The sequence below is a fragment of the Kaistia dalseonensis genome, assembly GCF_030814715.1.
Lineage (GTDB): Bacteria > Pseudomonadota > Alphaproteobacteria > Rhizobiales > Kaistiaceae > Kaistia > Kaistia dalseonensis.
Genome location: NZ_JAUSVO010000002.1, coordinates 224,210 through 245,791 on the forward strand (window position 1 = coordinate 224,210; position 21,582 = coordinate 245,791).

Sequence of the window (21,582 nt, forward strand, 5' to 3'; positions counted from 1 at the left end):
CTCAGACGGCCGGGCCGGAGCGGATGTCGTCGGCAATCTTGCGCGGGATGAAGGCGCCGTCAGTGAGTTCGCCATTGAACTGGCCACCTTCGACCACGACCTTGCCGCGCAACATGGTCAGGCTCGGCCAGACCGAGACATCCCAGCCATCCCATGGAGAATAATCGGCGGAGTGCAATGCCGAGCCGTCGATCGTGTGGGCGAGGTTCGGATCGAGCAGCACGACATCGGCGTCGGAACCGACCGCGAGCACGCCCTTGCGCGGATAAAGCCCCATGATCCGCGCTGCCTTGGTCGAGACGAGGTCGACGAACTCATTCAGGCTGAAGCCACGCTTGCCGACCATTTCCGTATACATCAACGCAACGCGCGGTTCGCAGCCGGAATTCCCCCCGGTCGTGTCGTCGATGCGCTTGCCCACCAGCTTGACCTCGAGCGGGCAGCAGACCTCGTCGGTCGCGACGCAGCTGAGAACGCCGTCCTTCATGCCGCGCCAGAGCGCCGCCTGGTCGTCCGGATATTTGAGCGAGGGATAGGTATGGTAGATCTGCCCGTTCGGGCGCTTGTAGTCCTCGACATTGAACAGCGCATATTGATGCAGCGTCTCGCCATAAATGGGGAAGCCCTTCGCCCGTGAGGCGGCGATCGCGTCGACGCCGGTGCGCGCGCTCGTATGGACCATGTACATAGCCGCGCCCTCGACATTTTGCGCCAGCGCGATAACCCGGTTGAAGGCGAGTTCCTCCGACAGGACGGTATGCGCTTCGGCGAGATGCTCGAAGCCAACGCGATCCTCGGCAATCAGCTTCTCATACATGTGCATGACGAGGTCATTGTCCTCGGCATGGATCAGCGCCAGCCCGCCGGACTTGGCGAGTTGCTTCAGCATCTCCCAGATCTCGCCATGGTTGGTGAGATGAGCGAGGCGGCCCGGCGTGATGTCGGTCGTGAACATCTTGACGGTCGGATAGCCGGCTTGCACCAACTCCGGCACCTCACCGATGATGGACGGGCCCATCGGGCTCTCGACCGCCATGTGCAGCGTGTAATCGCTATAGCAGGCGTCGGTCCAGCTCTCGTGCCGCTTCTCGACGGTCTGCTGCAGCGTGCCGCTGCCCTGCCAGAACGCGAAATCGCACATCGTCGTCGTGCCGCCAAATAACGCGGCCTTGCTGACCTCGGCCGGTGTCGCGCCGGTGACGGACGTGCCGTTCGGGCCGGGCATGGTCAACCCGCAATGGATATGCGGATCGATGCCGCCTGGAATGACGATCTGGTCCGTCGCGTCGACCACCCGCTCGGCGCCGATGGCGCCCAGCGTCTTCGGAGCTGCGATGGCAACGATCTTGCCTCCCTTGACGCCGATATCGACGCGTTCGGGGCCCGTGGGCAGCACGGCGAGGCCATTGGCGATAACAACGTCGAACATCAGGCGTCTCCAGGCAAAGCGGAAAGGGAAGCGAGCGGGACAGGCGGAGCGTCGCAGGCGAAGCCCGGCGGCAGCTTCTGCCAGGGCCTCGGATCGGCAAAGGCGAAGCGGGCGAGGATGTCGTCGAGGCCGACGCCGCGGACGATGAAGACGAGCCTGCTGCGCTCGTCTTCATCCGGCCAGCGATCCAGCCACTGCGGCCGATAGAGCGTGTGCTGGACCGCATGCATGACGCCGACGAAACCGGGCCGATCGGCGAATTCGACCAACCCCTTCACGCGCAGGAGATCTTCTCCGCGTTCCGAGGCGAGGCGGCCAAGAGCCATGGCGAAGGCGAGGCGCGTCGGAGCGGAGCGCAGCGTGATCGAAAAGGTCTCGATGCCGAAGCTGTGGGCGGGCTTCGGTAGGGCCGCCGGCATGCGCTCGAGGAAACCGGAAAGCCCGACGTCGAACAGGAGCTTTGCCAGCGCACCATCGGTGGGCAGCGTGATCTGCGGCGCCCAGGGGTTCAGTGCGGCGAGACGGGCCAGAAGATCTGGCGACGGCGCGCGGAGATCGGTCTTGCTGAGCAGCAGCCGATCGGCCACGGCGACCTGAGCCGCCGCCTCGGGATGGCGTTCCAGGGATCCCCCTCCCGCGACCGCATCGACCAGCGTCACCACGGCACTGAAGGCGAGCCGGTGGCCGAGCATCGGATCGACGGCAAGCGTGTAGAGGATCGGCGCGGGATCGGCGAGACCGCTCGTCTCGATGACGATGCGGTCGAAGGGCTGGATCGTGCCGTCATCGCGCCGCTCGAGCAGCGAGCGCACGGTGGTCACGATATCGAGCCGGCGCACGCAGCAGAGACAGCCGCTCGGCAGGGCGTAGATCGCCTCGTCGACCGTCTCGACGAGGAGGTGATCGAGACTGGCGTCGCCAGCCTCGTTGATGATGACCGCCGTGCCGGCCATGTCCGGGGCAGCCAGGATCGCCTTCAGGAGGGTGGTCTTGCCGCTGCCGAGAAAGCCCGTCAGCAATGCAATCGGGATCTTGGGGACTGCGGACGTCATTTCCCTCCCCTTCAGGTAGGCTCTGGATCAGTCGATCGGATCCGGCGGGGCGTTCCGGTGATGGTCGGTCAGTTGCTGGAAGGCAGCGCCGACCGAAAGGCAGAGCGCATCGTCATAGAGCTTGCCGACGATCTGGATCGCGACCGGCAGGCCATTCGCGCCAAGGCCGGAAGGCAGCATCAGCGCCGGCTGGCCCGTATAGTCGAACACCATGGTGTTGCGCGGGATGACATTGTGGAACGGCTGGCGCTTGCCATCGACGGAAGCTGCCAGATCGTCCAGGAAGCCAGCCTCGCTGCCGAGGCCCGGTGTCACGACCACGTCGACATCGGCCATCGCGGCGAGGATGCGCGACTGCACGACGGGTCGCAGGCGAAGCGCGCGCAGATACTGCGTCGCCGAGCGAGCAAGCCCTTGCTCGAGCCTGCCGCGGGTGCCGGCATCATAGAGTTCCATCGAGCCGAGGCTCGGCTCCTGCAGCGTAGCGAGCTCGCAGAACAGGATCGTGTAGCCATCTTCGACAACGCTGCCGATCTCGCCGAGATCGACGGGGACCAGCGTTGCGCCGGCCTCTTCCATCACGCCGAGCGCCGCGCGCCATGCCGCGAGCACCGAGGCATCCTGCATCTCGACGAACCAGCCGCCCGGCACGCCGATCCTGAGACCGGCGAAGCCATTGCGCCAGCGCGAGCCGTCATAAGCGCCGGCAGACGTGAAATCCTCGCCATCGGCACCGGCGATCTGCGGCATGACCAATGCGAGATCGGCGGCGCTGCGCCCCATCGGGCCGATATGATCGAGCGTCCATGACAGCGGCGCCACGCCCGTGCGGGGGACGAGCCCGCGCGTCGGCTTCAGGCCGGTCGTGCCGCACCAGGCGGAGGGCACGCGGATCGAACCGCCAGTGTCGGTGCCAAGCGCCAGTGGGAACAGCCGCGCCGCGAGCCCGGCGCCGGAGCCGGTTGACGATCCGCCGGTCCAGCGTTCGGAGTCCCATGGATTGCGCACAGGCCCATAGCGCGCATTGAGCGCCGAACCACAGGCGAACTCGGTTGTCGCGGTCATCACGAAGGGAATCGCACCCGCCGCCTTCAGCCGCGCCACAACGGCGGAATCGGCTGGTGCAACCCTGTCGCCAGTCTGCAGCGAGCCGCAGGTGACGCGGGCCCCGGCCGCATCAATGATATCCTTGACGCCGAAGGGGATGCCCTCGAGTGGGCGCATGCGGCGCTCGCGAATGCGCAGTGCGCTCTCCTCCGCCAGCGCGTCTGCGCCGGGAATGGGTGCGAGAATGGCATCGAGACCCGAGCGATAGCGAGCAATCCGCGCTCGCAGCGCGGCCAGCACGCCGACCGGATCGAGATTGCCCGTCTCATAGGCCGCAAGCAGCCCGGCGACGCCGAGTTGATGCGGCTCGCCGGTGACATCGACAGCGACCGCAGGCGAAGGCGATGGCCGGACCTCGGCCACCTCCGCCGCCATGCGCCGTTCGAACCAGAGCGGCTCAGGTGCAAGCCCGCTCGCCGCTTCCGGGAACGAGCTCGACGGCGCAACCGCCGTCGGCCTCAACTCGACCACTGGGGCGCTCACGCCGCCTCCGCGAGCCGTTCGGCGCGGCTCTGCATCAAGGGCTGGATGTGCTCGCCGAACTTCTCGATGCCGGTCAGGAAGTCATCGAAGGTCATCATAATGCCCTTCGTCCCGGGAACCGCCGCGACCTCGTCGAGCATCCGCGCGACGGTCGCATAGGAGCCCACCAGGGTGCCCATGTTGAAGTTCACGGCGCCTTCGGGGAGGTTGATGTGACGGGCCGTCGAATTGCTGTCGGCCGTCTGGTCCTTGCTGCCCTGGTCCGCCATCCAGGCGAGCGCGTCGACATCCGCGCCTTCGCGATATTTCAGCCACTTCGCCTGTGCTTCCTCGTCCGTCTCTTCGGCGATCACCATGAAGAGGACGTAGGTGCCGACGTCACGGCCAGCCTTCTTCGCCGCCTCGACCATGCGCTCGTTGAACGGCGCGAACTTGGTCGGCGTGTTGATGCCGGAGCCCATGGCGAAGGTGTAGTCGCAAAGATTGGCCGAGAACTCGATGCCCGTCGGGCTCTGGCCCGCCGCGACGATCTTGATCGGCGTCGACGGGGTCGGCTTCATCATGCAGCCGTCCATGGTGAAATGCTTGCCCTTGAAGTCGGAATTGCCCGTTGCCCAGAGCTCCTTCATCACCGAGACGTATTCGGTCGCGTATTCGTAGCGGTATGCGAAATATTCGTCGCCCGGCCAGAGGCCCATCTGCGTGTATTCGGCCGACTGCCAGCCCGACACGATGTTGACGCCGAAGCGACCGCCCGAGATCGAATCGATCGTGGTCGCCATGCGTGCGACGATGGCCGGAGGGAGCGTCAGGATGGCGGTCGAGGCGAAGAGCTTGATCTTGGTCGTCACGGCGGCGAGGCCCGCCATCAGCGTGAACGACTCCATGCCGTAATCCCAGAACTCGGTCTTCCCGCCGAAGCCGTGCAGCTTGATCATCGACAGCGCGAAGTCGAAATCATAGCGCTCGGCAAGCTGGACGATCTGCTTGTTCAGCTCGAAGCTCGGCATGTATTGCGGCGCTGCCGTCGAGATCAGCCAGCCATTGTTGTTGATCGGAATGAAAACGCCGATATCCATCGTGAGATCTCCTTGAACAGCTTCAAAAGAACGGGACGGCCTCAGCCAGCGGAAAGTCCGTGATAGCGACGGGCGAAATAGACGAGCCCATCGCGAGCATGATCGATTTCAATCGAAAGGACGTTGCAGAACAGGACATCATGCGTGCCGCTCTCGACCACCTTGGTGACGCGGCAATCAAACGCCACGACCGATCCGTCGAGCACCGGCGCGCCGGTCTCGCGCGTGCTCCAGCCGGCGGAAGCGAAGCGCTCCGCCATCGGCGTCTTGCCGCCGAACAAGCGCGAAATCGCCTCGTGATCGCGCGCGAGCGTATTCACGCAGAGCACGCCGTTGCGCTTGAACGTGTCGTAGACGGAGGCCTGACGGTTCAGGCAGACGAGCAGCGTCGGCGGCGTATCGCTCACGCTGCAGACGGCCGATGCGGTGAAACCGGCGCGTCCCGCCGGCCCGTCCGTCGTCACGATGTTCACGGCCGCACCGAGGCGCGCCATGCCCTCGCGAAACAGCAACCGTACATCCGGAATCGACGCCGAAGGCGCAGGCGGTGTCGTGGTGACCGTTTCGACCTGCATGCTCGTGGTCCTTTCTTCAGCGAGTGCCGTCTGGAACTCCGCGAGGCTCCAACGGCAGATCCGCGTCAATGCTCTATTGGTATGTCCGTACACATACATCGATATTGCGATGCACTCATGCCTATATTGGCAGCACGGATGGTCGGATTATTTGCAGGTGCACCCAGAATTGGTGGAGCGGAAGCTCTGTGAGCTTTCGGCAAAAATGCCAACACGGCTGTCAACCGCGATCGCCGTGACCGCACAAGGAGGTGCCCTGTCCGACCTAACAGCACAAAATTCGGGCCAAGCCGGATTTGCCGCTCAAGCAGCGGTCGATTATTGTCACTTGTCCGTACATTAATATGATCTAGATCAGATGCCGTGTGGCCGGTCCGCAGTGTCGTGCGGGGGCCAACACCTGTCTCGCTCTTGCCTGGACCGCCAGACCGCGACGTTGCCTCAGCCGTTCCCGAAATGGAGAAATCCGATGACCGATGCGTCCGCCCCTGCCGTGATCGACATGAAGACTTTCTGGCGCACGCTCGGACAGAGGGCGACGGGCATGACGATCGTTACCGCCGACAGCGATGACGGCCCGACCGGCTTCCTGGGGCTCTCGGCCGCCCATGTCACCGCCGACCCCGCGACGATGCTGGTCTCGATCGACCGCAAGACCCACGCGCTTGCCGGCGTGCTCTCGCGCCGTCATTTCGCAATCAACTATCTACCGGCTGAAGCCGGCCCGATCGCCGATATCTTCGGCGGCAAGACGGGCATTTCCGGCGCCGCGCGCTTTGCGGATGGCGAATGGACGACGCTCGCCAGCGGCGCACCGATCCTAAAGTCGGCACTCGGCGCCTTCGATTGCGCCGTCGAAGACGTGATCGAGCGTGGCAACATCGTCATCGTGATCGGCAGCGTGCTCGCGGCGCATTCAAGCGCCGAAGGTGAACCGCTGATCTTCTTCCACGGCAAGAGCTGGCGCGGCGTCGGCACGCCGGCCTGATGGCAGAGGCAACGTTCCCGCGCTGTCAGCACCACCTGCTCTCGCTGCCATCCAGAGCCAGCTGGCCGAGAACCGTGTGCCGCGACCTCGACAAAGGTTGGCGACGACCTCGTCGAGCCGCTGGTGTTTGCCGCGTCCTACCAGCCCTTGTCCGCCCGAAACCGGCTCGGGCTGCTGCCGATGAGGCGGCGGAAATCACGGCTGAAATGGTAGGGGTCCGTGTAGCCGCAGCGCCGTCCGACTTCTGCCACACTCAGTGAGCGGTCTGCCAGCAGCCGGCACGCGCGACTGATGCGCTCGTGCCTCAGCCAGGTGATCGGCGAACTGCCGAAGTGCTGCTTGAACAGCCGGTGATATTGCGAGGGACTGAGGGTTGCCAGCCGCGCCATGTCGGCAATAGTCCATGGCCAGTCTATGTCGGCCCGGATCCGCTCCAGAGCGCTGCCAAGACGACCGCCGAATTGCTCGGTGCCGAACAGCCCCTGTCGGCGGGCCCTCCGTCCGAGCGCCTCGGCAATGATGTCGCCGACCGCCGCGCTGATCACCGCCGGTGATATCGGACCCGAGAGCCGGAGCGCGTGGATGCCGCGTTCGAACATGGCGACGACCTCCGGCTCCAATGCACCGATGAAAACAGGCTCCTCGGCCGCCCGTGCCATCTGATAGGCCGCATCGAGCCCGGGGCCTGCTCCGACGCCCATCCACAGATAGCTCCAGCCGGCGGCGCCCGGCGCGCATCCATGCGCATAGCGGATCGATGTGTTGAGCCAGACCATGTCGCCGGGCTCAGCCAGGCGCACCGCGTCGCCGACCTCCACCTGCCCGCGCCCCTCCATCGAAAGTATGAAGGCGTGCTCATGAAAACGCGTCGTGATCGGCGCCGCGCCCGGCGCGGCAGTGCGCTGCCCGCCTCCGACCACCTGATAGGCGACGGCAGCATCCAGCGGATGCGGTGCGCGCAGACAAAGCCGTTCTTCCAGCATCTCGCGACAAAACCATGACGATGCGAGTTTTGTCCATCTCGATAACAGCGCCGTGCATTTTCTTTGGCTCGCCGGGGCCTAGAGTTCGGGTCAACCACTTCAAGGATCCCGCGTGATGACGGCTCCAACCACACCTTTCCGCTTCGATCCCCTTTCGGAGGAATTCGCGGCGGACCCCTATGCCGTCTATGCCCGGATGCGGGCGTTTCCGGGCCTGTTCCCGTTCCCCGAGCTGGACATGCTGCTCGTCACACGGCAGCGCGACGTGGCGGCCATCGTCGCCGACAAGCGCCTGCCGCGCATGCCCCTGGGCATTCTCGACGATACCGAACTTGATCGTCGCCAGCGCCAGGACAACTTCCACGACATGCCCAACCATGCGCGGTTTGTTCAGTTCTCGATGCTGAACAGCGACGGCGAGGTCCACGACCGCCTGCGTCGGCAGGTCTATCGCATGTTCACGCCGGCGCTGATCGCCGGGCAGCGCGCGGCGATCGAGGACTATGTCACCCGGCTGGTTTCAGGGCTCGTCGGCGCGGGCGAGGTCGATTTCGTCGCCGAACTGGCGGTCCATGTGCCGGGGCATGTGATCGGTCATCTGCTCGGCGTGCCCGAAGCCGATTGCCCTATGTTGCGCCGTTGGTCGGAGAATATCGTCCAGTATTTCGACGTCGATCGGTCCGAGGCGCGCAAGGCTCTGGCCGAGTCGACGGCGGCCGAGTTCGCTTCCTATCTGCGCGAACTCAAGGCAGAGCGCCTTCGCGCACCCAAGGACGATCTGGTCACGCGTCTTGTCGAGGCGGAACGGTCCGGCGCGATGAGCGAGGATGAGTTCATTTCAACCGCCATGCTCATTCTGATGGCCGGGCACGGATCGACCATCGACGTGCTGGGCAGCGGCATGCATGCGCTGCTGCGCTTCCCCGACGAGATGCAGCGGCTCAAATTGGACCCCTCGCTGATGGCCACGGCGGTGCAGGAGATGTTCCGCTTCGAATCCCCGCTCCCCTTCTTCGATCGCTACGCCGCTGAGGAGGTCGAAATCGGCGGCACGGTCTATCCGCGCGGCACCCGTTTCGGCCTGCTCTATGGCGCTGCCAATCGGGACCCGGAGCAGTTCGACGAGCCGGACAGCTTCGATGTCGGCCGAACGCCCAATCGCCACCTCGCTTTCGGCGGCGGAGCCCATTTCTGCCTCGGCAATCACCTCGCACGGCTCGACATGGACGTGATCTTCACCACCCTGTTCGAGACCTTCCGCTCCATCGAACTGGCTGAAACGCCGGAATACAAGCGCAGTCTCTCCGTGCGCGGTCCCAGGGCGCTGCGCCTCAAGCTGGAGGCAGCCTGATGCCGCGCGTCACATTCATTGCGGCCGACGGAACGGTCACCGAGGCCGAGGGTGATATCGGCCAGTCCGTCATGTCCATTGCGGTCAATGCCGGCATCGAGGTGATCCTCGCCGAATGCGGCGGCGCCTGCGCCTGCGGCACCTGCCACTGCTACGTCGATGCCGACTGGGTCGAACGCCTTGCTCCACCCTCCGAGAGCGAAGCGGCGATGATCGAGTGCGTCATCGCGCCCAAGCCGGAAAGCCGGCTCACCTGCCAGTTGAGGCTCAGCAGCGAACTCGATGGTCTCGTGCTCCATCTCCCGGCAGCGCAGTATTGAGGCCCCGATGCACAGGCTGATCGTGCTGCAATCACTCTGGACCTTCGAGGATCTCGCCGAGCAGCCCTGTGCCGCAACGCTGGAAGCGCGGCTGGATCTCATCAAGACATCCGGCTTCGATGGAGCCGGCACGCTTTGGCTCGAACGCGGCCAGGCCGAGATGGCGGCACGTCTCGCCAGCGAGCGCGGATTGCTGCTCGAAGGCCTCGCCCTGCCCGATAGCGTCGACGCCCTCAAGCCCGCGCTCGAATGGGGCACCGCCTTCGGGCTGCATCATCTCAACGTGCAGCCCGATATCCGCACGGCCAGTGTCAGCGAGGGCGCGGCCGTCCTGGAAGGCTGGCAACGGCTCGCCGAGCAGGTCGACTTTCCGGTCTATATCGAGACGCATCGCGGCCGGCTCACCAACGACCTGCTCTTCACGCTCGAACTGCTCAAGGCCTGCCCCTGGCTGAAGCTCACCGCCGACCTCTCGCACTATGTCGTGGGCGGCGAGATCATGCTGCCGGTCGCCGAGGAGACGGACCGTCGCATCACGCGGGTCCTTGAAAACGCCGCTGCATTCCATGGCCGCATCGCCACGAGCGAGCAGATCCAGGCCGAGATCGGCTTTGTCCAGCATGCCCCCTGGATCGAGCAGTTCGCGCGCTGGTGGCAGCGCGGTTTCGAGATCTGGCGGGCCAAGGCGCCAGCCGGAGCGTCGCTCAGCTTCCTCTGCGAACTGGGCGCACGGCCCTACGCCATTACCGGACCCGACGGTCGCGACCTCTCCGATCGCTGGGCCGATTCCCTCGTCCTCAAAGATCTCGCGCGCCGTATATGGTCCGTGAGCGGACCGACAGCATGACCACGACGCTCCTGCACGCGGACCACGTCCTCACCCTTGATATCGACAACCGTGTGATCGCCGACGGCGCTGTGGTGGTCCAGGACGATCGGATCGCAGCGGTCGGCCCTGCCGCGGACTTGCGTATGCGCTATCCCGGCGTGCCGGTTCGTCGCCTTTCGAACCGTCTGCTGATGCCGGGCCTGGTCAATGCGCACCTCCATTCTGGCCTGCTGCGCGGCACGGCAGAAGGCCTGCCGGTCTGGGACTGGCTGCGCATGTTCATCGATCCGATGCACAGGGTTCTCAGTCCTGAGGATGCCGAGGCGGCAAGCTTTCTCTGCTACGCCGAGGCAGTGCTGTCCGGGACGACCACCGTGGTCGACATGTGGCGCTACATGGATGGCAGCGCCCATGCCGCGCAGCAGATCGGCAATCGCACCGTCATGGTGCCCTATGTCGGCGAGCATCCCGACTACGACTATTTCGACCATCTCGACGATACCGAGCGCCTGCTCGAGAACTGGCACGGCGGAGCCGATGGGCGGGTCGAGGTCTGGGTCGGGCTGGAGCACGCCTTCTACGCCACCGAGCCGGCGCATGCGCGGGCGATCGCGCTGGCGCGGAAGTTCGGCACCGGCTTTCACACCCATTCGAACGAGGCCGAGGTGGAGCTCCGCGAGATGCACCGCCGCTATGGCTGCCGCTCTATCCCCGCGCTCGAGAAGCTGGGCCTGCTCGATGCGCCGCGCACCCTGCTCGCCCATTGCGTCTGGCTGGATGACGCCGAGATCGAGCTGATGGCCAGGCGCGGGATCGCGGTCGCGCACAATCCGGCCAGCAATATGAAGCTCGCCAGCGGCGCCGCGCCAGTCGAGAAGCTCCGCCGCGCCGGGGTCGCCGTCGGGATCGGCACCGATGGCGAGAAGGAAAACAACAATCTCGACATGTTCGAGGAGATGAAGTTCACCTCGCTGCTCGCCAAATTCGCCAGCCTCGATGCGGCCGCGATGCCGGCCTGGGATGTGCTGCGCATGGCCACGATCGAGGGCGCCCGCGCCATCGGCAAGAGCCACGAGATCGGCTCGCTCGAAGCCGGCAAGAAGGCCGACCTGATCGCCGTTCGCACCAATACGCCCCGACTGACGCCGCTCATCGGCGGCAGCAACGGGAACCTGCACCACAATCTGGTCCATGCCGTGCGCGGCGGCGATGTCGACCTCACCATGATCGACGGACGCATCGTGGTCGAGGATGGCGCGCTCAAGACGGCCGACATGGCCGAGCTGATCCAGCGGGTCAACGCGGTCGTGCCCGGTCTCTTCGCCCGACGCGCAGCATGGCTGGCCGGGCATGCCGACGGCGCAACGAGTCCAATCAGTCGAACCTGACCAAAAAGAACCTTCCAGGGACTACAGGAGCAAGACCAGATGCCTCACCTGACCAGACGCCGATTCAATACCCTTCTTGTCGCCGGTGCCGCGATCGCTGCCGTAGGCGTGCCGGCCGCCCATGCCAGCGAGCCCAAGAAGATCGTGTTCCTCGTGAACGGCAATCTCGGCGACAAGTCCTATTTCGATCTCGGCGCGCTGGGCATGAACCAGATCAAGGCCAAATATGGCGATGCCGTCGAGACCAAGGTCATCGAAATGGGCACCGACCAGACGAAGTGGCTCGCCACCTTCCAGGATGCCTCGGAAGGCGACTGGGACGTCATCGTCGGCTGCACCTTCGAGATTTCCGACATCATGGTCGAGATCGCGCCGCAATATCCCGACAAGACCTACATCCTGATCGACGGCGTGGTTCCGTTCGATGAAGGCAAGTTCGGCAATGTCTATTCGGTGACCTTCAAGCAGAATGAAGGCTCCTACCTCGCCGGCATTCTGGCGGCCGGGCTGATCGCAGACGGGACGATCCCGGCCGATTGGGGCAAATCCATCGGCTTCCTCGGTGGCATGGATATTCCGGTCATCAACGATTTCCTCGTCGGCTATATCGAAGGCGCACGTTCGGTCACCCCCGACATCAAGGTCGCGATCGCCTATGCCGGCTCATTCAACGATGCCGCCAAGGGCAAGGAGTTGGCCCTCGCCCAGTATCGTGGCGGCACCGCGATCGGCTTCAACGTCGCCGGCCTCACCGGCCTCGGCCAGCTGGCCGCCGCCAAGGAAGCCGGGCGCCTCGCGCTTGGGGTCAACTCCGACCAGGAGGCGATCTTCAAGGACTCCGATCCCGAGATGGCGTCGAAGGTCGCGAGCTCCATGCTCAAGAAGGTCGACGTGACGCTGCTGCGCGCCTTCGATCTCTACATCGCCGGCACGCTGCCCGTGGGCCAGACGGAGTCGATCGGCCTCAAGGAGGATGCCGTTGGCCTCGTCGAGACCGGCAACATGGCGACACTCGCCAAGGACCCGCTCAAGGCCCGGATCGCGGCAGCCAAGGCGGGCATCGTCGACGGCTCGATCACGGTTTCGTCGGGCTTCGTCGTCAGCCAGGCCGATCTGAACACCCTGCGCGACAGCGTGCGTCCCTGATCGATGAGCCCGAGCAACCGTCCCTTGATCCGCTTCGAGCATGTTTCGAAGACCTATCCCAACGGGACGGTTGCCCTGTCCGATGTCGGCTTCTCGGTCGCCGCCGGCACCATTCACGCGATCTGCGGCGAGAACGGTGCCGGCAAGTCGACCCTGATGAAGATCCTGTCCGGGCTGGAGCTGCCGAGCGCCGGCAGCATCTCCATCAATGGAGAGCCCGTCCGCCCGGATAGTCCACGCGCGGCGGCCGCCCTCGGTATCGGCATGGTGCATCAGCATTTCTCGCTGATCGGCAGCCTGACGGTGACCGAGAACATCCTGCTCGGGCAGGAACCGCGCCGGGGCCCCTTCGTCGATCGCGCCAAGGCCCGGGCGCGCGTGCTCGATCTCGCCGCCCGTTACAGCCTTGATGTCGACCCGGATGCGAAACTCGCCACGCTCTCGGTCGCGGCGCAGCAGAAGGTGGAGATCCTCAAGGCCCTCTCCCGCGACACCCGGATTCTCATTCTCGACGAGCCGACGGCGGTGCTCTCACCGCCCGAGACCGAGGAACTCTTCCGCCGCCTCGTCGCCCTGCGCGAAAGCGGGCTGACGATCCTGTTCATTTCCCACAAGCTCAAGGAAGTGCGCGCCCTGGCGCAGCAGGTTACGACGCTTCGTGCCGGACGCGTATCGGGCGATGCTCCGATGTCGGCGATATCCGATGACGAGATCGCGCGCCTCGTCATGGGCGAAGCCGGAACCTCCGCCATCGTCCGACCGGAACCCCAATCGGCCGAAGCCCGCATTACCGTTCGCGGCCTGACCTTGCGGGCACGCGACGCCAATGACCGCCTCGATGCGATCGACCTCGCAATTCGTCCGGGCGAGATCCTCGGTATCGCCGGCGTCGATGGATCCGGCCAGCGCGGCCTCGTCAAGGTGCTGACGGGTGCATGCCAGCCCGACGCCGGCATGATCGCGTGGGATGGGAAGAGCGTAGCCGGCGCGAACACCGGCGCCCTTCGCCGGCGCGGCCTCGCGCATTTGCCGGCCGACCGCTTCCGCGACGGCGGATCGCGCCGCCTGACGCTCACCGAGAACGCGCTGGCCGGCGCCCATCGCAACTATCGCTTCGGCCCGCTGCTGAAGCCCCGCGCCATGATCGAGACGACGCGCGGCATCATCGACCGCTTCGCAGTGCGATGTCCGGGCCCGCTCGCGCCACTCGGCGCGCTCTCCGGCGGCAATGCGCAGAAGATCATCGCAGCGCGCGAATTCGGCTCGAACCCACGTTTCCTGATCGTCGACCAGCCAACGCGGGGCATCGACGTCGCCGCCGCCAATTTCATCCAGGACCAGATCGTCGCCCTCGCGCGCTCCGGCTGCGCGGTGCTGCTGCTCAGCGCCGACCTCGACGAACTGCTGCGTCTCTCCACCCGGATCGTCGTGCTTTATGCCGGGCGGATCGTCGCCAGCCTCCCCAACGATCCGGAGCTGACGCCGGCCCGGCTCGGCCCGTTCATGCTCGGGCTCGAGGTCGCCGCATGATCCGCAACGCTCTCGCAGAAACCGCACTCACGCTCGCGATCGTTTTCGTCGTCGTGGCACTCGTTCTCGTGCCTCTTGCCATGACCCAGGCCGATCCGGTCGGTGTCGTGACGACCTTCCTGTTCGGCCCGTTCAAGAGCATCCGCCATATCGGCAACATCATCGAACTCGCCACGCCGTCCATGTTCTGCGGGCTCGCCGTGGCCTTGATCCTGCGAGCCGGCATGTTCAACCTCGGCGTGGAGGGCGCGTTCTTCCTCGGCGGATTGGGCACGGTCGCCGCAGCACTGATCTTGCCGCTGCCCGGCCCCTGGCTCGCTCCGGCCGCTCTGCTCGCTGGCGCCGTCATCGGCTCCTCCGTATGCGTCGTCCCCGGCGTATTGCGCGCCCGCTACGGCGCGTCCGAACTCGTCTCCTCGCTCATGCTCAATTTCGCTGCGCTGTTCATCGGGCTCTATGTGCTCAATGTCTGGCTGCGCGATCCGGCGGCGGGCGCCATGGTCTCATTCAAGATCCCGGCCGACGCGAGGCTCCCGCGCCTCATCGAGGGAACCCGCATCCATATCGGGGTGCTGCTCGCGCTCGCGGCCTGCGGTCTCGGCGCGCTCTACCTGTTCCGCACGGCCGGCGGCTTCGAGAGCCGGATCGCCGGTGCCAATCCGAGTTTCGCCGCGCATCTCGGGCTCGACGTGGCCCGGATCGGGCTGCGGGCGCAGATCCTGGGCGGGCTAATCGCGGCCTTCGGTGGCGGAATCGAGATGCTCGGTCTCTACCAGCGCTTTTCATGGCAAGCCTTGCCGGGCAATGGCTGGACGGGCGTCACCGTCGCCATCCTCGCGCGCGACCATCCTGCGCTGGTCATCCCCGCCGCGCTGTTTCTCGGCTGGCTGCAGGTCGGCGGCGACCTCGTGGCGCGGAACTTCGACATTCCCAACGAGGCCGTAGGCTTGATGCAAGCGCTGCTCCTCGTCACCGTGACGGCCGCCGCCCTGACGCGCAATCCACGCCTGCTGCGTGCCTTTGGCGCGCGCTCGCCGGGAGCCGCCCGATGATCGACCTGCTCGGACTGGTCCCGGCCATATTACGCGTCTCGACACCGTTGATCCTGGCCGGGCTCGGCGTCCATGTCTCGTCGCGTGCCGGCGTGCTGAATATCGGCATCGAAGGCATGATGCTGGCGGGTGCCTTGGCGGGCGTGGTGATCTCCGCTCTGACCCAGAACGCCTGGCTCGGACTGGTCGCAGCGCTGCTCGCCGGCGCGGTGCTGGCGGCCCTGCTCTCGGTCGCCATCCATCTGCTGCGCGCCGATCTCGTGCTCTCGGGCATTGCCCTCAACATGGCCGCCCTGGCCGGCACCACGCTCGCGCTGTTCGCGCTGACGGGTGACAAGGGCATTTCCAGCTCGCTGCCGAGCCTGACCCTGCCCATGGTGAGGCTTCCCCTGATCGACGACATCCCGATCCTCGGCCCGCTGCTCTCGGGACATAATGTGTTGACCTATGCGGGCCTGCTCGCCGTGCCGCTTGTTGCCATATTGGTCAACCGAACACCGCTTGGGCTCGCCATGCGGGCGGTCGGCGAGAACCCCGAGGCTGCGGCGGCAACCGGCGTGCCCGTGCTGCGCGTGCAGGTCACGGCGCTGCTCATCTCCGGCCTCTTCGCGGGTGCCGCGGGCGCGTTCCTGTCGATGGGCTATGTCAGCTGGTTCTCGCAGAACATGACGGCCGGGCGCGGCTTCATCGCGCTCGCGGCCGACGTGATGGGCTTCGGCTATGCCTGGGGAACGATGGCGGCCGCCCTGCTGCTCGGCACGACCGAGGCAATCACGCTGTCACTGCAGGGCTTCGGCGTCCCAAGCGAGTTGCTGCAGGCCATTCCCTATCTTGTTCCGGTGCTGGCCATGGTCATCCATGCCCGGCGCCGCAAACGCCGCGAGGCCCACTGACCATGCACAAGGTGATCTTCGACACCGATCCCGGCATCGACGACGCGATGGCCCTGCTGTTTCTCCACGCCTCCCCCGAGGTGGATCTGCTGGCGATCACCACCACATTCGGCAATGGCACGATCGAGACGACGACGCGCAACGCGCTCTACCTCGCCGAGCGGTTCGGCATCGCGGCGCCGATTGGGCGCGGGGCCGGCGCGCCGCTGGTGGGCGCGGCAGGCGATCCCCCGGATTTCGTCCATGGCGGCAACGGCCTCGGCGACATTGATATACCCGCCGTCCTGACCCGTCAGCCCGACCCGCGTCCTGCGTATCGTCTGATCATCGATCTGGTGCGCACCCATCCCGGCGAAATCGAGATCGTCGCGGTCGGGCGCATGACCAACCTCGCGCTCGCGCTCCGCGAGGCGCCCGATATCGCGCCGTTGGTCAAGCAGGTGGTCATCATGGGCGGCGCCTTCGGGATCAACGGCGTGCTTGGAAACGTCACCCCGGCCGCTGAGGCCAATATATGGGGCGACCCGCTCGCGGCCGATGAAGTCACTGGCGCGAACTGGCCGCTCACCATGGTCGGTCTGGACGTCACGCAGCAGACCCGGATGCCCACCCCGTTCCTGCGCGCACTGGCGAATGAGGCGGGCAAGGTCGGCCGCTTCATCTGGGAAATCTCCCGCTTCTATGAAGCCTTCCATCTGAAAGGCGGCGTCGACAGCATCTATGTCCATGACAGTTCGGCCGTTGCCTATCTGCTGGCCCCAGACCTGTTCGAAACCCGGCGTGGCAGCATCAGGGTCGTCAGCGAAGGTCTGGCCTTCGGCATGACCATCCAGAAGCCGGCCGACCAATCGGGCCCACCCAGCCCGTGGGATGGCCGGCCCGAACACAGGATCTGCACCGGCGTCGATGCCGAAGGCCTCAGGCGGCTCTATCGCTCGACCCTGCAGCTCAGGTCTGGCCGCTGAGGGTCAGGTCACCAAAGGCCGCCCGAGACGGGCTGCCTTGGCCGTGCCGCGTCGTCATGGCCCAAGCAGCCCCGCCGGATCGCGGGACGGCATCGATGACGCCGGGGCCGGCAGCTACACCGTCTCGAGCTCAGCCCAGAATGCTTCCGGTATCGCCTGTCGATACCAGGCGAGATTCTGGCCGATGCGGTCTGGGCGGCTCATGCCGAGAACCGCCGCCGACACCAGGGGATTGCGGAACGGGAACTGGATAGCTGCGGCCTGGAGCGGCACGTCATGGGTCGCGCAGACGGCCGCGATGCGCTGCGCCCGCGCAATCACCGCCGCTGGCGGCGCGCCGTAATCATAGGTCGTGCCCACGGCATCCGGCCCCGCGGCGAGGATGCCGGAATTGAAGACGCCTGCAACGACGATCTCCGTTCCCTGCCGTGCCGCCTCTGGCAGAAGGTCGGCCTCGGCCTGCCGATCGAGCAGCGTGTAGCGACCCGCCATCATCACGGCATCGAACGTCGCCGCCTTCAGGAAGCGCGTCGCCACGTCGCTCTCGTTCACGCCGACGCCGATCGCCTTGACGTGCCCCGCCTTGCGAAGGTCGTCGAGGGCCCGGAAGCAACCCTCGATCGCCTCGTTGAACCGCCGCTCATAGGCGTCGCCATGCGTGAAGCGGTCGACATCGTGGATATAGACGAGGTCGAAATCGGCGATGCCGAGTCGGTTGGCCGATTGCTCCAGCGCGCGCATGGTGCCGGCATAGCTGTAGTCGAAGACGGGCTTGAGCGGCAGCGGCCGCGCCCAGAGCCCGTAATCGACGGCCTCGCCATAGGGCGGCACCAGATAGCGGCCGACTTTGGTCGATACCGTCAGCGTCTCGCGCGGCACGGTCCGCAGGAATCGTCCGACGCGCAATTCGCTCAAGCCGTGCCCATAGAGCGGCGCCGTATCGAAATAGCGGAGGCCGGCATCATAGGCCGCCGCCAATGTCTCGGCCGCCTGATCCTCCGAGACATTGCGGTAGAGCGTGCCGATGCCGCTCGCGCCGAAGCCGAGGCGCGAACGAAAGCCGATCTTGCCCGACGATGGCGCCAGGCCCGATGATGCTGCCAACTCTGTCATGGTGACGATCCTATGGGGCCGCGCTGTAAAAGTCCGGCAGCCGGTAGGCCTCGATGGCCGATCGACTGAAGATCTGGTCCTGCTCGTCGCTGGAGAGATCGACGAGGCATTCGCGCAGCGCATCCACAACGCGCGTATAGCTCGCAGCCACCAGGCAGACCGGCCAGTCCGTTCCGAACATGCAGCGCTCGACGCCGAAAATGTCCAGCACTTCAAGCACGTAGGGCTTGAGGTCGGCCGGCGTCCAGCTTTCCCAGTTCGCCTCGGTCACCATGCCGGACAGTTTGCACCAGACATGACCCCGCTCCGCGCGGAAGCCCCGCATCAGCGCTGCCCATTCGTCGAAGCCGCCATTGCGGATCTCGGGCTTTGCGATGTGATCGAGCACGAAGCGCTGCTCGGGCAACGCGGCCACTATCTGCACGCAGGAGGGAAGCTGCGGCAGGTTGGGCACGAGATCATAGGCGAGGCCCGCGGCGCCGCCGGCCCGAAGACCGCGCTTGACGTCGCCGCGCAACAGCCAGTTCGGGTCGTTCTCGGTCTGGATGAGATGCCTCACCCCGACGAGCCATTTTCCTTCCGGTGTTGCCTGCAGGGCCGCAATGGTCTCGCCGACATCGGGATCGGTCAGGTCGATCCAGCCGACGACGCCGGCGACGAAATCCGTCGCCGCCGCCGTACGGATGAAATCCCGGGTTTCGCCCAGATCGTTCCATGTCTGCACCAGCACCGTTCCGTCGATGCCGTTCTGCAGCAGGGCCGGACGCAGATCGTCCGGCTCGAATGTGCGGTTGATCGGCGCGAATGGACCGCTCAGCCAGCCATAATCGCCGCCGGAGGCGGGATCCCAGAAATGGTGATGAGCGTCGATGACGGGTGAAGAGCCGATGACAGGTGAAGACATGGAACTCTCCGACTACCAGCGCTGATGCACGTAGGGCTTGATGAAGGACTCGTAGATCGCGCGGATCTCCTGCATCGCATCGTCGCTGAGCGGGGGAAGCTCCGCCGCCGCAGCATTCGAGCGTGCCTGGGCCGGATTGCGAGCACCGGGAATGGCGACGGTGACCGCGTCGAACATCAGGATCCAGCGCAGCGCGAACTGGGCCATGCTGGCATCGCCCGAGACCAGCGGGCGGACGCGCTCGACGGCCTCGAGGCCGATCTCATAGGGCACGCCCGAGAAGGTCTCGCCGACATCGAAAGCTTCGCCATTTCGATTGAACAGGCGATGGTCCGTCGCTGCGAACTGGGTGTCCTTGGTGAACTTTCCGGACAGCAGGCCGCTCGCCAGCGGCACGCGGGCGATGATCGCGACATTCTTCTCCTGGGCGAGCTTGAAGAAATGTTCGATCGGGCGCTGACGGAACGCGTTGAAGATGATCTGGACGCTGACGACGCCCGGATACTCAATCGCCTTCAGGGCTTCCTCGATCCGCTCGACGCTGACGCCGTAGTCGCGGATCTTGCCCTGCGCCTTGAGCTTGTCGAGGCTCTCGAAGATCTCCGGATGGTAATAGAGGTCCGTCGGCGGGCAATGCAGCTGCACGAGATCGAGCGTATCCATCTCGAGATTGGTGCGGCTGCGGTCGATATAGGCCGACAGGTTCTCGAACGTATAGCCGGCGACGGTCTGCGCCGGTAGTCGGCGGCCAGCCTTGGTGGCGATGAAAGGCCGCTCGCCGCCGCGCTCCCGCACGACCTTGGCGATCAGCTTCTCCGAATGTCCGTCGCCATAGACGTCGGCCGTGTCGATGAAGGTGACGCCGGTATCGAGCGCCGTGTGCAGGGCCGCCAGTCCCTCCTCGTCATTCACCTCGCCCCATGACGCGCCGATGGCCCATGCGCCGAAGCCGATCTCGCTCACCTTGCGGCCCGTCCGGCCAAAATCCCTCGATCTCATCCCGATCTCCTCGTTCATCTGCCGCCTGCCGCACTGTCGCGCCGGCCTGCCGGGAGTGTCCCTACGCTCGCTTGACATCCCCGGTCAATGCCACTAACAGAAAATAGGGTTGTACGACAACCCGGTAAGACTGCAAAAATTTGCTCTGGGAGGATCAGACCTTGCGCTCACTGCTATTGAGAGGCGCGTCCCTGGCGCTTTGCCTCGCCGCATCCGCATATCAGGCGGCCGCGCAGGACGCCGACACCATCAAGATCGGCGTCGTCGCCGCTGAGTCCGGCGCTTTCGTCTCGGCCGGCCACACCCTGCCTGCGGGCGTCGGCCTGGCGGTCAAGGAGATCAACGATGCCGGCGGCGTGAAGGTCGGCGACAAGACCTACAAGATCGAACTGCTGAAGCGCGACGACCGCACCGACATCTCGACCGCGATCGCCGCAACGCAGGAACTGGTCCGCGACGACAAGGTCGCCGCGATCTTCGGTTCCGAATCACATGATTTCACGCTGGCCATGGCCAAGATCACCCAGCCCGCCAAGGTGATCCATTTTGCCGGTAACAGTACGCTGGCTAAGGTTCTCAATCCCCAGTCCGTCGCGCCCGGCGGCGAGGACCATTATCTGTTCCAGTCCGAACCGCAGGAATTCCAGCGCTCGGGCTCGACGGCGCGCGGCGTGCTGAGCCTGCTGACCCCGCTGGTCGGCCATCCGCTCAAGAAGTCGGTCGTCATCGTCGGCAATGACGCGACGGGCCAGTTCCTCACCTCCTATTACGTCAAGGCGCTGAAGGCCGAGGGCCAGGAGGTGCCGGAAGTCATCTCCTATCCGCCGGATACCACCGACTTCTCGCCCTTCCTGACGCGTGCGAAGAGCCTCAATCCCGACGTGGTCCACTTCTGGTATAATGGTGACTCGACGCTGACGGCCCTGCCGCAGGCGCTCGAACTGGGCGTGGCGCCGAGCTATTTCCTGTTCGGCGTCGATCCGGGTATCTGGAAGGAGCGCGGGCTCACCGCCGATGTTCCGGTGGCGATGAGCTGCGTGCCGATCTGCTGGGGCGAATCCTCGAACGCCAACGCGAAGGCCTATTTCACCAACTACTTCGCGGCCGGCGCACCCAAGGGCGTGACCTCCTCCGTCTCGCTGCTCTACTACGACTATGTCCACTTCCTCGCCGAAGCCTGGGAAAAGGCCGGATCGCTCGATCCGGACGCGACTGTGGCAGCACTCGAAACCCTGCACCACAAGGGCGTCGTCTCCGACGATCTCTCGTTCAACAGCTCGCATCAGGTGACGCATGCGACGGAGGTCTGCGCCGCCGCGCCGGGCGGTGCAATAACCTGCGCCATGCAGCAGCCGCCGGCTGACGCACCGAACTAGCCCCAGGAAGATCGACGGAC

The 21,582-nt window shown here is 65.5% G+C and carries 20 protein-coding genes; 11 read left to right on the forward strand and 9 right to left on the reverse strand.

Annotated features, from left to right (window positions below; genetic code table 11):
- Position 1: 1 nt before the first annotated feature.
- The 5 genes from QO014_RS07200 to rutF are packed head-to-tail and all read right to left on the reverse strand — an operon-like array spanning position 2 to position 5,725.
- Positions 2-1,429, reverse strand: coding sequence for an amidohydrolase family protein (locus tag QO014_RS07200; protein ID WP_266348000.1), 1,428 nt, complete (start codon positions 1,427-1,429; stop codon positions 2-4).
- Entirely contained in the window at positions 1,429-2,481 is a 1,053-nt protein-coding gene (locus tag QO014_RS07205) for a CobW family GTP-binding protein (protein ID WP_266348001.1), read from the reverse strand. The genes QO014_RS07200 and QO014_RS07205 overlap by 1 nt, the downstream gene beginning before the upstream one ends.
- A 27-nt stretch (positions 2,482-2,508) precedes the next feature.
- Positions 2,509-4,071, reverse strand: a complete 1,563-nt coding sequence (locus QO014_RS07210) for an amidase (RefSeq protein ID WP_266348002.1) — start codon at positions 4,069-4,071, stop codon at positions 2,509-2,511.
- Complete coding sequence (gene rutA / locus QO014_RS07215) at positions 4,068-5,150, reverse strand: pyrimidine utilization protein A (RefSeq protein WP_266348003.1); 1,083 nt, start codon at positions 5,148-5,150, stop codon at positions 4,068-4,070. Before rutA ends, QO014_RS07210 begins: the two co-directional genes overlap by 4 nt.
- A gap of 41 nt (positions 5,151-5,191) precedes the next feature.
- The gene (gene rutF, locus QO014_RS07220; RefSeq protein WP_266348004.1) at positions 5,192-5,725 is read right to left on the reverse strand and encodes an NADH-dependent FMN reductase RutF; all 534 of its coding nucleotides are present in this window, start codon (positions 5,723-5,725) and stop codon (positions 5,192-5,194) included.
- Between the two features lie 469 nt (positions 5,726-6,194).
- On the opposite strand from rutF, the gene QO014_RS07225 reads away from it, so the two are divergent.
- Complete coding sequence (locus QO014_RS07225; RefSeq protein ID WP_266348005.1) at positions 6,195-6,713, forward strand: flavin reductase family protein; 519 nt, start codon at positions 6,195-6,197, stop codon at positions 6,711-6,713.
- A gap of 137 nt (positions 6,714-6,850) precedes the next feature.
- Here QO014_RS07225 and QO014_RS07230 read toward each other — a convergent pair whose 3' ends face one another.
- A complete protein-coding gene (locus tag QO014_RS07230) occupies positions 6,851-7,696 on the reverse strand; it encodes a helix-turn-helix transcriptional regulator (protein ID WP_266348006.1) in 846 nt (281 codons plus the stop codon).
- 115 nt (positions 7,697-7,811) lie between these two features.
- On the opposite strand from QO014_RS07230, the gene QO014_RS07235 reads away from it, so the two are divergent.
- Genes QO014_RS07235 through QO014_RS07275 form a run of 9 tightly spaced genes read left to right on the forward strand, consistent with a single transcriptional unit; the run spans position 7,812 to position 17,170 of the window.
- On the forward strand, positions 7,812-9,047 hold the full coding sequence (locus tag QO014_RS07235; protein WP_266348007.1) for a cytochrome P450: 1,236 nt from the start codon (positions 7,812-7,814) through the stop codon (positions 9,045-9,047).
- The gene (locus QO014_RS07240) at positions 9,047-9,367 is read left to right on the forward strand and encodes a 2Fe-2S iron-sulfur cluster-binding protein (protein WP_266348008.1); all 321 of its coding nucleotides are present in this window, start codon (positions 9,047-9,049) and stop codon (positions 9,365-9,367) included. The genes QO014_RS07235 and QO014_RS07240 overlap by 1 nt, the downstream gene beginning before the upstream one ends.
- Before the next feature lie 7 nt (positions 9,368-9,374).
- Positions 9,375-10,214: a sugar phosphate isomerase/epimerase family protein gene (locus tag QO014_RS07245; protein WP_266348009.1), complete on the forward strand. Its 840-nt coding sequence runs from the start codon at positions 9,375-9,377 to the stop codon at positions 10,212-10,214.
- On the forward strand, positions 10,211-11,584 hold the full coding sequence (locus tag QO014_RS07250; RefSeq protein ID WP_266348010.1) for an amidohydrolase family protein: 1,374 nt from the start codon (positions 10,211-10,213) through the stop codon (positions 11,582-11,584). Before QO014_RS07245 ends, QO014_RS07250 begins: the two co-directional genes overlap by 4 nt.
- Before the next feature lie 39 nt (positions 11,585-11,623).
- Positions 11,624-12,730 (forward strand): BMP family ABC transporter substrate-binding protein, encoded by a 1,107-nt coding sequence (locus QO014_RS07255; protein WP_266348011.1) that lies wholly within the window; start codon positions 11,624-11,626, stop codon positions 12,728-12,730.
- A gap of 3 nt (positions 12,731-12,733) precedes the next feature.
- Positions 12,734-14,260, forward strand: coding sequence for an ABC transporter ATP-binding protein (locus QO014_RS07260; protein ID WP_307257763.1), 1,527 nt, complete (start codon positions 12,734-12,736; stop codon positions 14,258-14,260).
- Positions 14,257-15,312, forward strand: coding sequence for an ABC transporter permease (locus QO014_RS07265; protein ID WP_266348013.1), 1,056 nt, complete (start codon positions 14,257-14,259; stop codon positions 15,310-15,312). The genes QO014_RS07260 and QO014_RS07265 overlap by 4 nt, the downstream gene beginning before the upstream one ends.
- Entirely contained in the window at positions 15,309-16,205 is an 897-nt protein-coding gene (locus tag QO014_RS07270) for an ABC transporter permease (protein ID WP_266348014.1), read from the forward strand. The genes QO014_RS07265 and QO014_RS07270 overlap by 4 nt, the downstream gene beginning before the upstream one ends.
- Before the next feature lie 2 nt (positions 16,206-16,207).
- Entirely contained in the window at positions 16,208-17,170 is a 963-nt protein-coding gene (locus tag QO014_RS07275; RefSeq protein ID WP_266348015.1) for a nucleoside hydrolase, read from the forward strand.
- 114 nt (positions 17,171-17,284) lie between these two features.
- On the opposite strand, the gene QO014_RS07280 is transcribed toward QO014_RS07275, so the two are convergent.
- The 3 genes from QO014_RS07280 to QO014_RS07290 are packed head-to-tail and all read right to left on the reverse strand — an operon-like array spanning position 17,285 to position 20,186.
- A complete protein-coding gene (locus QO014_RS07280) occupies positions 17,285-18,283 on the reverse strand; it encodes an aldo/keto reductase (protein ID WP_266348016.1) in 999 nt (332 codons plus the stop codon).
- 10 nt (positions 18,284-18,293) lie between these two features.
- Positions 18,294-19,187, reverse strand: a complete 894-nt coding sequence (locus QO014_RS07285; RefSeq protein WP_266348017.1) for an amidohydrolase family protein — start codon at positions 19,185-19,187, stop codon at positions 18,294-18,296.
- Between the two features lie 12 nt (positions 19,188-19,199).
- Positions 19,200-20,186: an aldo/keto reductase gene (locus QO014_RS07290; RefSeq protein WP_266348018.1), complete on the reverse strand. Its 987-nt coding sequence runs from the start codon at positions 20,184-20,186 to the stop codon at positions 19,200-19,202.
- A 161-nt stretch (positions 20,187-20,347) separates the two neighbouring features.
- Here QO014_RS07290 and QO014_RS07295 point away from each other — a divergent pair, with 161 nt between their 5' ends.
- Complete coding sequence (locus QO014_RS07295) at positions 20,348-21,562, forward strand: ABC transporter substrate-binding protein (RefSeq protein ID WP_266348019.1); 1,215 nt, start codon at positions 20,348-20,350, stop codon at positions 21,560-21,562.
- Positions 21,563-21,582: the final 20 nt, after the last annotated feature.